The organism is Acinetobacter sp. YH01020, from assembly GCF_013420275.1.
In the GTDB taxonomy this organism is placed as follows: Bacteria; Pseudomonadota; Gammaproteobacteria; order Pseudomonadales; family Moraxellaceae; genus Acinetobacter; species Acinetobacter amyesii.
In genome coordinates this window covers 1-13,030 of the sequence record NZ_VOYN01000018.1, presented here as the reverse complement: position 1 = coordinate 13,030, position 13,030 = coordinate 1, and the positions used below count along the sequence as shown (strand labels likewise).

Here is a 13,030-nt window from a genome sequence, read left to right as displayed (position 1 = left end):
GGTGGGAAATTAGCACTAAACATAAGGTAAGCATAATTTAAAAACAAATGTATATTAATGCATTATCCGAGGCAAAAAATGACAACTACAAGTTACAAGCCTGAGTGGATTCGGGAAGATTTTATTGATTTTATTGCAGAAAAATTTGATGCAATTTGGGCCTACAAACGTGTAAAAGCACAATTGGTTAAATCACGTTGTGTGGGAATCGGGTTTTATGAACTGAGTTTTTTAGCGAATCACAACTTTAAAGTAGCAAACTATCGACCAGGCCAATGTGTTCTGGTGACAGTGGTCAAAGATGGTGTACGTCATCAACGTAGCTATAGCATCGTCGAAATCAATACATCAGGTCATGTGGTGATTGCAGTTAAACAGCAAGGCAACGTGTCCAATTGCCTGACGCAATTAAAAACAGGTGATGTTGTTGAATTATCGCAACCGCAAGGTGAGTTTGGCCTAAAGCTAAATTCGGATCGACCAATTTTACTGCTTGCTTCAGGTAGTGGCATTACCTCAATCATGGCTTTGTTTAAACAAGCGATTCAGCTTGGGCGTACGGTTGACCTGATTTACTTCAATCGAGATGATGCGTATTTGGATGAATTGATTCAACTAGCGAAGCAATCAAACCATGCACACTTACATGCGATTAATACGCTGAAAACTAAATTACATATCTCACCAGAGGTGCTAAACCACATGGTTCCTGATTTTAAGCAGCGAGATTGCTATGCCTGTGGTGCAACGCAAATGATGCAAAGCATTGAGCAATTGTATCGTGAGTTAAGGCTTTCAGAATATTTAAATACTGAATATTTTCAGATGATTGCTGATGATTCAGTACCTGCTCAACCTGTTACTTTTAGTTTAGCCCAGCAAGATTTTTTGGCAGAGGGAAATTTACTGGAAAGTGCTGAAAAAGCCGGTTTAAAACCTGCGCATGGCTGTCGGATGGGTATTTGTAATACCTGTTCGTGTACCAAATTACAGGGTTCAGTGAAAAACTTACTCACTGGCGAAATTGATCATGCGAATAACACACAAATCAAGTTATGTGTCTCTCAGGCAATTTCACCCGTACGCATTCAACTCTAACCCAAGCCGCATAAAAACAAATCAGGGGCGTCATCATGAATCAATCGATATATATTAGTCCGAATAGTAAGTCACGTTATTTATCACCCGAACAAACTGCTGAATTTGGCGAAAAAGTTGAGCAAATTCGCCGTGAAATCATCCAGAGTGTGGGTGAAAAAGATGCAGCGTATATTTATAAAATTCGCAATTTTGTCCGTTATAGCGAGATCGCATCTCGTGGCATGTTGATGTTTGCAGGCTGGATTCCACCAGTGTGGTTACTCGGCACAGGCCTATTGGGTATTTCTAAAATCGTAGAGAACATGGAACTCGGACACAATGTGATGCATGGTCAGTTTGATTGGTTAAATGACCCGAGTTTAAATGGTGCTAACTATGACTGGGATACTATTGCCACGGGTCAAGACTGGAAATATACCCATAACTATGTGCATCATACCTATACCAATATTGTGGGTATGGACCATGATGTCGGTTATGGTTTGATCCGTGTGAGCGAATCGCAAAAGTGGGAGCCACGCTTCCTATTTAATATTCCACTGGCTGCTCAACTCATGGTTTTCTTTGAGTGGTATGTCGGCATTCAACGTTTACATTTAGAAGATGTTATTGCGTATAAAACCAAAACTTGGAAAGATGTATGGCATGAAGCGGCCGATGTACGTCAGAAAATTAAGCGCCAAGTGATTAAAGATTATGTGTTTTTTCCGCTTATTGCAGGTCCCAATGCGATTCCTGTCTTTGCAGGAAATGCTGTAGCCAACGTGATTCGTAGCTTATGGGCTTCCGCTGTCATCTTTAATGGCCATTTTACTGAAGATGCGGAAAACTTCGAAATGGACAATACCGAAAACGAAACTCGAGCAGAGTGGTATCTCCGTCAAATTCGTGGCTCAAGTAATTTTAGTGGAACACAATGGTTGCATATACTCAGTGGTAATTTGAGTCACCAAATTGAACACCATTTATTCCCAGATATGCCTGCAAACCGCTATGCAGAAGCCGCACCTAAAATTAAAGCACTTTGTGACGAATATGGTATTCACTATAACGAAGCCAGTTTTATCAAACAATTTGCAAGCGTTTGGGTTCGCCTCGCGAAATGCTCAGTGCCGAATGACTGGAGAGCCGAAATCAAGGAACGTTCAGCATCACTTCAACAGCATGTTAAACAAAAAATCATGAAGAAAATCGGGCGTTAAAACACAGTATCGAATGGATGATTTTTAAAGCATTAAATTAGCCAAAGTAGCTTTCATCTACTTTGGTAATTTTAGATATTTCTAAAAAAATAAGAGCTATTCTACGAATTGCACGCTACTCTGAATGCCACAAGATTCTACAAAATATGCATCATGTGAAACGAGGATCACTGCACCTGTATAATGCTGAATGGCTTGAGCCAATAACATTCTAGACTCTATATCTAAATGGTTTTCAGGTTCATCTAACAATAAAAGCTCAATATTCGGTGTTAAATAATTTAAGCCCAATAAGGTCACTTTTAAACGCTCACCACCACTTAAACAGTGAAATGGCAGTTCCGCTTTTTGACCACGGATTCTAAGTTGACCGAGTTGATTACGCCATTCCGTTGATGAAACCTCATGATTAAACTTTGCTAGATTGTCTAAAACACTCAATTCAGGTGATAAATCATTCAAGTTTTGGTCTAAATACAGGGTATGCACAGACAAAAATAATTCATGGTTAGACTGTGATGTGGTCTGACTCAGATACTTTAGAAATGTAGATTTACCAATACCATTTTTTCCTTTTAAATGAATTTTTTCACCTGCCTGTAAGGCCAAGTCAAAAGGCTGGTGCTGAGATATTTTGCTATGAAAATGTTTAACTCTTAAGATTTCTCCAGTTTTTTCAGCGCGATGTTGAAAAACAAATTGCTGCTCTTTGACATGCTCAAGTTGTTGCTGTGATTGAAGCAGTTGGGTTCTCTTTTCTTCCAATTGCTTCTGCTGTTGCGTTTGAACTGAAGCGAGGCTTTGACCGGCTTGTTCCTTTTTAAAATCGAGTAACACTTTGGCTTGGGTGCTTGACTTGCGTAGGACACGCCCTTGTTGTTCTCGTTTTTGCGCTTTCATCTGTGTTTCGTGTTGTTGTAATTTGAGTTGTTTTAACTCACGCTGCTGCTGTAAAGCATTACGCTGTAAGGCTTTATTTTGCAGATCATTTTGTTGAACGTAGTCTTCATAGTTTCCAGTAACATGACTGAGTCCAAACTCATTTAAAGCATAGATATGCTCTACATGTTGCAGCAATTCTCGATCATGACTGATGACGAATGCACCCGCAGGATGGTTTTTTAAACGATCAATGAGCCATAAGCGTGAGGATGCATCTAAATGGTTACTAGGTTCATCCAAAAGTAAATAGTGGTCAGTTTTTAAAAATAATGCACACAATGCCAATTTGGTTTTTTGCCCCTCACTCAGCTGAGCGACTGGGAAATTTAAATCTGTTGGTAGTGAAGCTTGCTTAAGTTGTTGCTGCCATAGTGCAGGACGGTGCCATTGGTTTTCAGTCAGCTCAAAGTCTTCAAAACTTGCGCTGCCTATTTCGATACGTTGAAATGAATCATATAAATCTTCAACACCGAGTGCAGAAGCAATCGTGTCAGCTTCTAGTCGAGAAAATTGTGATAAATAGGCATGTGGTACATTCCATGAAATTTCACCTTCATAGGGGAGATCTTTCAGATTTTGCGCATGTAAGATTTTAAGGATGCAGGACTTTCCTAAACCATTGCGACCAATACATGCCGAAAGTTGTTGTTGATTGAGGTTAAATTTCAGGTTTTTAAAAAGTGTTTTGGATGGAAATTCCAAGCTTAATTTTGAAATTGTACAAGCCGTTTGAGTCATAGATGCACCTTGCGATAGCAAAGATGCGCAATACAAATAACTAATTTTATTCTATAAAAAAGACAATATTTGAGAAAATGCAGTCGAAGTCATTAGCCATGTGTTTGCACATCAAAAAAATGGATTTGATGATGAAAAAAACAGGGCTTACTTCATTGGCAAATACTCAAATTAAAAATAAATGGAAAAAAGCTTTAAACAGCCTAATGTTGTGCAGTCTAATAAATGTTTATTTATTAATCAATACATCAAATTTTAAAAATAGGTCGCTATAATTGACAGCAGAGTTATTTAATACAACAAAATAGCAAAAAACTATTGTCAAACCGATGAATACAGCGTATTTTAATTTTCAGACAGATACTTTTTGATGAAATCAAGATGTTAAAGCAACCTTTAATCTCAAACGCATATTATTACTTCTGGCAGTTTAGATAATTGCCTGAACGCGTTCGGGCATGAAAAAGGTTGCCCACCAAGTTTATACCTGATCGGCAACCCTGATCAGGTTTTTTTATGTCTTGATTTTTATAATATTTTTGGAGAAATCTCATGTTTACAGTAAATAATTCATATTTTAGCAATGGTTATTGGTTTTACTTTAGTCAGTCTATGTCTAAAGCCCTGAAGTCCCAAAGTCCCATAACGCTCAGATAAAAGATCGGACTGTTTATACGTACAGTCCAAAGGAATAGAACCAATGAATGCGCTAAATACAGCTTTACAAAAAACTCAAAATTCAGAAATTCAGAAATCTACACAGCCAAAAGAAACGCTTTTGAGCTTGCCACATCAACTGAAACAACAATTACCTTTATCAGTTCATGCTGCAGAACAAATTGCCGTACATCGTGCAACGATTCAAAATATTTTGACGGGTCAAGACCCGCGTCTAATGATTATTACCGGTCCATGTTCAATCCATGATCCGATTGCTGCTTTGGAATATGCTGAAAAATTAAAACAATTACAGGCACAGGTTTCAGATCAAATTTTTCTTGTGATGCGCGCATATATTGAGAAACCACGTACTACAGTGGGCTGGAAAGGCTATATGTATGACCCAAGTTTAGATGGTTCATCTAATATGCAGTTGGGCTTAGAAAAATCACGTGAGCTGTACTTACAAATTATTGAAATGGGTTTGCCAATTGCCTCTGAAATTTTAAGCCCAATGGCGACGGGTTATTTTGATGACCTTTTGGCTTGGGGTGCAATCGGTGCGCGTACCAGCGAATCACAAATTCATCGTGAAATCTCAAGTCATATGCCATACAGCATCGGTTTCAAAAACGGAACAGATGGATCAATCCAAATTGCTCTAGATGCCATTCAATCTGCTTCGCATCCACACCAGTTCTTAGGTATGAGTCAAGCTGGCTTACCGTGTATTTTAGAATCCGTTGGCAATCCGCAAGCACATTTGATTTTACGTGGCTCCAATACAGGTCCAAATTATAGTTTGGCTGAAATAGACAAAATTCGCAGTAAAGTAAAAGGCGATTTACCGGCTTTAGTGATCGATTGTAGTCATGGCAATAGCCATAAAGACCCAATGAAGCAACCTGAAGTATTACGCACAATTGTAGCAGAGCGTGAGCATACCCAAGTGCGTGGCGTGATGTTGGAAAGTCATTTGGTGGACGGAAATCAAAAAATTAGTTGTGACATGACTTATGGTCAATCTGTAACAGATGGATGCTTAGGTTGGGACAAAACCATTGATTTGATTCAACAGGTTGCGAATGAACTTCGTGTATCACAAATCAAACGTAGTGCTTAACAATCTAGAGCATATTCAGTCTGAATTGATGTAGCCCAAAGCCTTAGAATATTGATTGTTCTAAGGCTTTTATTTTGAAAAATCCTTTGTTGTTTACTGTGATATAAAAATTGAAAAATGGCATATTTCCTAAAATATATACTGATAATTCAGTATTTTATGTTTGAGTGAGTTACACTTTTTATGCACAATAATGTCTAAGCCCAATACAGCGCCAGAAATAATGACAATCTGTGCTTGGGTGTTTGAAATTTTATATTGGGGAAGTTGATGTACACTGCTGAATTGTTGGAAGAAGCACGCCGTTTTATGTTCCACATGTTAACCAAAGTGGTTGAATATGGGGGTTCTGATTTATTTATTACGGCAGATTTTCCACCAAGTATTAAACATCAAGGCATGATGAAACCCTTTGGGCAGCAAACGCTTGATGCTGAGAAAACAAAGCTTTTCGCCTATAGTTTGATGAATGAGAAGCAGCGCAAAGAGTTTGAAAAAGAACTAGAATGTAACTTTGCGATTAGTGTGCCAAACGTTTCACGTTTTCGTGTCAATGTATTTCAGCAGCAGTTACATGTAGGTATGGTCATTCGTACCATTACCGCAGAAATTCCAAATTTTGAAAAGCTTAAATTACCGGCTTCGCTTAAGCATGTAATCATGGAAAAACGTGGTTTGGTTTTAGTGGTTGGCGGAACAGGTTCGGGGAAATCAACCTCTTTAGCGGCGCTGATTGATTATCGAAATGAAAACAGCGCAGGGCATATCATCACTGTTGAAGACCCAGTGGAATATGTCCATAAACATAAAAAATCCATGATTACGCATCGTGAAGTTGGTGTAGATAGTCATTCGTGGCATAACGCCTTAAAAAACACCCTGCGACAAGCACCAGATGTGATTTTAATCGGTGAAATTCGAGACACCGAGACGATGGAACATGCGATTGCCTTTGCTGAAACTGGGCATTTATGTTTAGGTACGCTACATTCAAATAACGCCAATCAAACCCTAGATCGGATCATTAACTTCTTCCCAGAGGAGCGAAGAAATCAATTGCTTATGGATTTATCGAGCAATATGAAAGCGATTGTTTCGCAGCGTTTAATCCGGACTGAAGATGGCAAAGGACGACGTGCAGCCGTTGAAATCATGTTAAACACGCCGCTTATTTCAGATTTGATTTTGAAAGGTGAGTTTCATGAATTAAAAGCGATCATGGCTAAATCTCGTGAACTTGGGATGCAAACTTTCGACCAAGCTTTATTTGATTTATATAATGACGGCGCAATTTCTTATGAAGAGGCCTTAAGAAATGCCGATTCAACCAATGAATTACGTTTGCAAATTAAACTGAAAAGTTCACGTGCAAATGGTACTTCAGCGGCAGCACAATCTTTTAGTATGGTTGAAGAAAAGAAAGAAGAACCCGAAAGTACCGAAGCTTCTGAAGAAATATAAGCTGGATATTTATGCAAATGGTATATAAGCCAATTCAGCTATCATATTGAAATAAAAAAATCAGCCTGAGGGCTGATTTTTTTGATATTAGAAATATTTACAGACCAGCTTCGTATTGCTCGCTTGTCAACAAAGCATCTACATCAGCCATATTGTCTGGTTTAATTTTATAAATCCAACCTTTGCTATAAGGTGCATCATTTACAAAATCAGGATCATCTTCAAGATCTGGATTGACTTCAACAACCACACCAGAAACTGGAGCATGAATATCAGAAGCAGTTTTTACCGACTCAACCACACCCGCTTGTTCGCCAGCTGTGATATGTTGACCCACATCTGGTGCTTCAACATAAACTAAATCACCCAATGCGTCTTGTGCATGATCAGAAATGCCTGTAACAACAAGGTCACCTTCAATTCGCACCCATTCATGTGTACTTGCGTACTTTAAATCTGAAGGATGATTCATTGATAACTCCTTAAATCCATTAAATTCATTTTTGGCATGAGTTATACATGCTTTTTAGGTAAAACAAAAGACTTATAAGTACGGATCTTTACGCCAATTGCTTGGGCTACGCCCACTCCAACGCTTAAAAGCACGGCTAAAATTGGCAACATCGCTATAGCCCAATTCATCAGCAATTTGCTCTAAGGTAAAATCAGTTCGTGACAGGAGCGAAGTGGCATGACGGTAGCGAACTTCGTCAACCAATGTTGAAAATGAGGTCCCTTCAGCAGCAAGTTGGCGTTTTAAGGTTCGATCGGACATGTGTAGCCGTTCAGCAACGCTCTCAATACTTAAATAGTGCTGCTCGGAGTTGGTTAAAATGTCACGAACGCGCATGGCAATACGGTGACGTTCGCCCAAAGCGGAGAGTTCAGCTTCACATTGATTAATCGCGATTTGACTGGCAATCGGGTCTGCATGGACCAATTTATTGGTTAAATATTGCTTATCAAAACTGAGTAAAAGGTGTGGCTGATCAAATCTAAATTGGTGCCGTGGATATTTGGCAATAAACCGCTCAAAACCTTCAGGTTGAGGGAAATCAAAATCAATTTCACCAGCAGAATAATCCACACCGGTAATTGCTTTGCCCATGCTGATCATGCCAAAAATTAAGGCAATCGAAATCTCAGTACGTAAAGGCTCAATCGTAACGTCTGTTTGTAGTTGAACAGTCGCTTTGGTTCCAAAAGTCGAGAAAAAAAGCTGTAAAAAGGGCATGCGTAGCTGAATAAAACGGTTTGCCAAGACTAAGGCATCGGTTATGTCCTTCGCCGTCATGATGGCATAGCCAATAAAACCATGAATAGAGATGCGCATTTGGTTGCCCAAATGAAAACCTAAAGTGGGCTCACCGGTTAATCGTAGTGCGTGCTCTACCAATTGATTGGCGATGGGTGTTGGAATACGGAAATCTGGTTCAGCCAATTGTTCGCTGTTTAATCCGAATGGACTAAATAATGTTTCTGCAGTGTAGCCCCATCGAGAGACCACATCTAAAAGGAGCAATCCATACACTCCGGGAATACCCTGATCCTGACGGGAATTAATTGTTTTCATAGCGTTCCGTTGCAATGCGGGTTTTTCTTCTGTTCAAGGTTATATTGGCATGATTCCGTGTTGTATCCCACAAAAATTGTTGGACAAACTGACTAGGCTCAACTATTTATAGCGGCCTACCTTAGCGTTGTAAAGTAGGCCGTTAAGGATTAATTCGGTTTAAAATCTTTGGAAAAGACCACAATTTTGGTCGTAGACATATAAAGAACGTCATTGTGCTGATTAAGCGCTTGCGTAACATAGGTCACAATGCCGCGGTCTGTCTTACTTTTCGACGGAGTAATTGCAGATATTTCAACTTCTACACGAATTTTATCTCCCGGACGTGTTGGGCATGGCCAACGCAGACTTGACTCAGAGCCAATTAAGCCATAAGCCACAGGGAAACATTCAGTCCATAAGCGCATCGTTACAGCAGCGGTATGCCAACCACTTGCCGCTAATCCTTGAAAGATCGGGTGCTGTTGGGCTTTGACTTCATCTGTATGAAATTCCTGAGGATCATAAGCGTTGGCAAATTGCTTGATTTCTTCAACAATCATTTCATATTCACGACTGCTAAAGTGATCACCAACTTTAAGGTCTTCCAGATACAGCATTTTCATCTTCCTTTGATTCTACTTTATGTTGTTCTATTAAAAATCCACCGGTTTGACGCTGCCACAAGTGTGCATAAATACCATTCAAAGCAACAAGCTCTTCGTGGGTGCCTTGCTCAGCAATACGTCCTTGATCCAAGACAATCAAGCGATCCATTTGCGCAATGGTTGAAAGTCGATGCGCAATGGCAATCACAGTTTTGCCTTGCATCAAATAATCTAAACTCGATTGAATCGCGGCTTCGACTTCTGAATCGAGCGCACTTGTGGCTTCATCTAAAATTAAAATCGGTGCGTCTTTTAAAAATACCCGAGCAATCGCAATACGTTGACGCTGACCACCTGATAATTTTACGCCACGTTCACCGACAAATGCGTCATAACCACGTTGACCACGTAAGTCGATCAATTGAGGAATGAATTCATCAGCTTTCGCTTTACGCACTGCATCATACATTTCTTCATCTGTTGCATTCGGGCGACCATATTTAATATTTTCTTCGACGGTACGATGCAATAACGAGGTGTCTTGAGTCACCAAAGCAATATTTTTTCTTAAGCTATCTTGGGTAATATCTTCTATATTTTGGCCATCAATCGAAATACGACCATGGTTGATATCATAAAAGTGGAGTAAAAGTTGAATTAGTGTTGATTTTCCGGCACCCGAACGTCCGACAATACCGATTTTTTCGCCTGGTCGAATGGTTAAATTAAATTGATCGATGACATTTTTATCATTATAAGCAAAACTGACGTCCTCAAATTTAATTTCGCCTTGCGGTACTTTTAAGTCGGTTGCATCAGCTTTGTCTTGAATATGAATTGGGCGGCCCATGGTTTTCATCCCATCTTGAATGGTCCCGACATTTTCAAATAGGGCAGATGTTTGCCACATCATAAACTCGGAAATACTACTGAGTTTTAAAATCATGGCGGTCGCTGCTGCAATGACCCCAAGCTCAGCTTGACCATCCATCCAGAGCCAAACGGCTGTTCCAAGTACGCCACCATATAAAACAATGATCAGCAAATTCGTCGCGATGTTGTATTTTGCAGCAAGTCGCATTTGCTTATACACCGTCACCATAAATTCTTTCATTGAGGCTTTGGCATATTGGCTTTCACGGCCTGCATGGGCAAACAATTTCACCGTTTGAATATTGGTGTAGGCATCGGTGACACGACCAGTCATTACTGCGCGTGCATTGGCTTGTTCATTTGAAATTTTGCTTAATTTGGGGATGAAATAGCATGCAGAACCAATAAATAAAGCCAGCCAAAGTAATAATGGAACAATCAACAGGGGCGATATAGCACCTAAAATGACGGTGATCGAAATCAGGTAAATGAAGACATAGGCCAACATATCCCCAAGAATAATCCAAAACTCACGTACAGCCAGTGAAGTTTGCATGACTTTGGCAGATAAACGACCTGCAAAGTCGTTGTGGAAGAAATCTAAACTTTGTTTCAGTAATAAGTTATGAAATCTCCAACGTAGGCGCATTGGAAAGGTACTGTATAAAATCTGATGTTTAATAATCGTTTGAAGGCAAGAAAAGAAGATATTTGCCAATAAAATAAAGCTTAAAATGGTCAGATTGGTCTGGTGCTGCTGTAAAAAGGTTTCAGGTTGAGACTTACTGATCCAATTGACTAATTCACCAATTTTGGCATAAAGCAGTGCTTCAAAACTCGCTACACCAGCTGTACAGAGTACCAATAACAAGAGGTATTTTTTTACACCCGTTGCAGCTTGCCATACAAAGGGGAAAAATTTTGTTGGCAATGGTTTATTCAAATCCTGTTCAGGATAAGCGTCAACTAAGTTTTCAAACCATTTAAGCATGCAGATAACCTGAGAATTTTACTGTAATTAATCTTTCTTTCTTCCGCTCTGAGTGTAATGGATTCGCTGGTTTTTCTCCATTTTGATTTGTTTATTTATTAAAAAGCTTGGCTGCAAAAATTCATAAAATTAAAATGTACAACCCGATTACGACCTTGGCGTTTTGCTTCATATAAAGCAATATCGGCTTGTTTAATTAACTGATCGAGTTTGGCGTGGTCAGGGTCAATTTTGGAAACACCAATGGAGATCGAAAATTTCACCAATTGACCATCCATATGAAACTGATGTTGCTCCATTTTATGTCTTAACCGTTCAGCAATTTTTAATGCATCTTCTGGGACGGTATAAGGCAAAAGTACAATAAATTCTTCACCCCCGAAACGCGCCAACATATCGTAAAACCGCATTTCTTTACGCGCAATTTCAGCAATTTGGCATAGCACTTGGTCGCCGACATCATGTCCGTATTGATCATTAATCGCTTTAAAATGATCGACATCAAAAATCAAAAGACTGGTACAGACCGTCATTGGGGTTTCTTGGATTTTTTTATTTGCAGCATGTACAAATTGGCGACGATTGCTTAACTGGGTTAATTCATCCGTATGGGCAATTTTGCGCAGGGTATGAAAGTTCCAGTCATCTAGCAGCGCTCTTAGAAACGTTTTACGAGAGTTGAGCGTAGAGTTCCAGCAGATATACATACTGAACAGCAGCACAGGAACGTACACCAATAAAAATATTGTAAAATCACCAAAATCATTAATGCGCCATGCGCCAAAAAGGATCGCTGCCGTGATCATGGCTGAGGTCATAATCGAAGGGCGAAAATGCACATGAATACTTAAATTACCCAATACGATCAAAATAATGGCGGCATATTGATAGCTATGAACCAGTTCATTTTTCGACTGAAGTAATATCTCAAACCAGAGTATCGCTGAAAGGCAAGTCGCTAGTGGTAATATTAAATCGAGCAATTTAATCTGTTTGATATATTTAAACAGAATATAATTCAGACTAAATGCACCAATAATAGCAATGATACGAATCACACCTGAAAGCATTTCTACGTCTGGCAGCACATAGCGATCTGCCCAAAAATAGATTAAAAATGCCAATTGAGCGAAATAGTTGACCTGCTTTAAATAGTCTTTCTGGTTGTAGTACAAAAATTTGTAATAAGCATTTTTAAACTGTGCCGGGATACGTGCAATCGGGTCGGATAAAGCACGCTCAATACGGACACGATTCTCTAGGTCACATGCTTCTGCCTGTATGAGCGTATGTTTGGCAGAAGTGCGATTCATCGATTCTATGAGTAATTGTGATTCGTTTTTAACTGATTTCTGAGAAGGTTGATTGGGGCCTTCCATGATCAAGTTCCTATTTTAGAAGCGTTTTTATGCAACTGTTAACAAATAGTATCTAAAATTGTCTACATTTGTATAGTATTTGTTTGGGTTTTTTTAATTACTGATGTTACGCAGTAACACCAGAAGCGTAATTTGATTTAAATAAAAGTATGATACGCGGTAACGTCATCCGCAAGTGTTTGAGACAGCACTTCTTCTAATCAAAAATGTTTTTGCGATACTTTGAATAATTTGACGCTAGTGAACGAGTTTTGCGGATGACTGAACCGTACCGGGTTTGTCGGAGACATTTTTATTTAAGTTAGGCCACGTGACCTAACGGGTTAATCTTATCATAGTACATTGCTTCAAACTCAAAAGGCGATACATAACCCAATGCGCTGTGTACACGCTTTTTGTT

Annotated in this window: 10 protein-coding genes; 4 read left to right on the top strand and 6 right to left on the bottom strand. The window is 39.3% G+C overall.

What is annotated here, in order from left to right:
- The first annotated feature begins 78 nt into the window (after positions 1-78).
- A complete protein-coding gene (locus tag FTT85_RS08795) occupies positions 79-1,098 on the top strand; it encodes a flavin reductase family protein (protein ID WP_180183342.1) in 1,020 nt (339 codons plus the stop codon).
- Between the two features lie 35 nt (positions 1,099-1,133).
- On the top strand, positions 1,134-2,303 hold the full coding sequence (locus tag FTT85_RS08790) for an acyl-CoA desaturase (RefSeq protein WP_180048929.1): 1,170 nt from the start codon (positions 1,134-1,136) through the stop codon (positions 2,301-2,303).
- A gap of 96 nt (positions 2,304-2,399) precedes the next feature.
- On the opposite strand, the gene FTT85_RS08785 is transcribed toward FTT85_RS08790, so the two are convergent.
- A complete protein-coding gene (locus tag FTT85_RS08785; protein WP_180183341.1) occupies positions 2,400-3,983 on the bottom strand; it encodes an ATP-binding cassette domain-containing protein in 1,584 nt (527 codons plus the stop codon).
- Positions 3,984-4,683: 700 nt separating this feature from the next.
- On the opposite strand from FTT85_RS08785, the gene FTT85_RS08780 reads away from it, so the two are divergent.
- Together FTT85_RS08780 and FTT85_RS08775 are read left to right on the top strand one after the other, a co-directional pair.
- Positions 4,684-5,766 carry a 3-deoxy-7-phosphoheptulonate synthase gene (locus FTT85_RS08780; RefSeq protein ID WP_180183340.1) on the top strand — a complete coding sequence of 361 codons (1,083 nt, stop codon included), beginning with the start codon at positions 4,684-4,686 and terminating at the stop codon, positions 5,764-5,766.
- A 270-nt stretch (positions 5,767-6,036) separates the two neighbouring features.
- On the top strand, positions 6,037-7,227 hold the full coding sequence (locus tag FTT85_RS08775) for a PilT/PilU family type 4a pilus ATPase (RefSeq protein WP_180183339.1): 1,191 nt from the start codon (positions 6,037-6,039) through the stop codon (positions 7,225-7,227).
- Between the two features lie 97 nt (positions 7,228-7,324).
- On the opposite strand, the gene gcvH is transcribed toward FTT85_RS08775, so the two are convergent.
- The 5 genes from gcvH to FTT85_RS08750 all read right to left on the bottom strand — a co-directional run bounded on the left by gcvH (position 7,325) and on the right by FTT85_RS08750 (position 12,630).
- Positions 7,325-7,699 carry a glycine cleavage system protein GcvH gene (gene gcvH / locus FTT85_RS08770; protein WP_078193810.1) on the bottom strand — a complete coding sequence of 125 codons (375 nt, stop codon included), beginning with the start codon at positions 7,697-7,699 and terminating at the stop codon, positions 7,325-7,327.
- A gap of 72 nt (positions 7,700-7,771) precedes the next feature.
- Complete coding sequence (locus FTT85_RS08765) at positions 7,772-8,800, bottom strand: AraC family transcriptional regulator (protein WP_078190954.1); 1,029 nt, start codon at positions 8,798-8,800, stop codon at positions 7,772-7,774.
- A gap of 149 nt (positions 8,801-8,949) precedes the next feature.
- A complete protein-coding gene (locus FTT85_RS08760; protein WP_180183338.1) occupies positions 8,950-9,399 on the bottom strand; it encodes a MaoC family dehydratase in 450 nt (149 codons plus the stop codon).
- Positions 9,377-11,251 (bottom strand): ABC transporter ATP-binding protein, encoded by a 1,875-nt coding sequence (locus FTT85_RS08755; protein WP_180183337.1) that lies wholly within the window; start codon positions 11,249-11,251, stop codon positions 9,377-9,379. Before FTT85_RS08755 ends, FTT85_RS08760 begins: the two co-directional genes overlap by 23 nt.
- A 98-nt stretch (positions 11,252-11,349) precedes the next feature.
- A complete protein-coding gene (locus FTT85_RS08750; protein ID WP_257232133.1) occupies positions 11,350-12,630 on the bottom strand; it encodes a GGDEF domain-containing protein in 1,281 nt (426 codons plus the stop codon).
- Between the last annotated feature and the right edge of the window lie 400 nt (positions 12,631-13,030).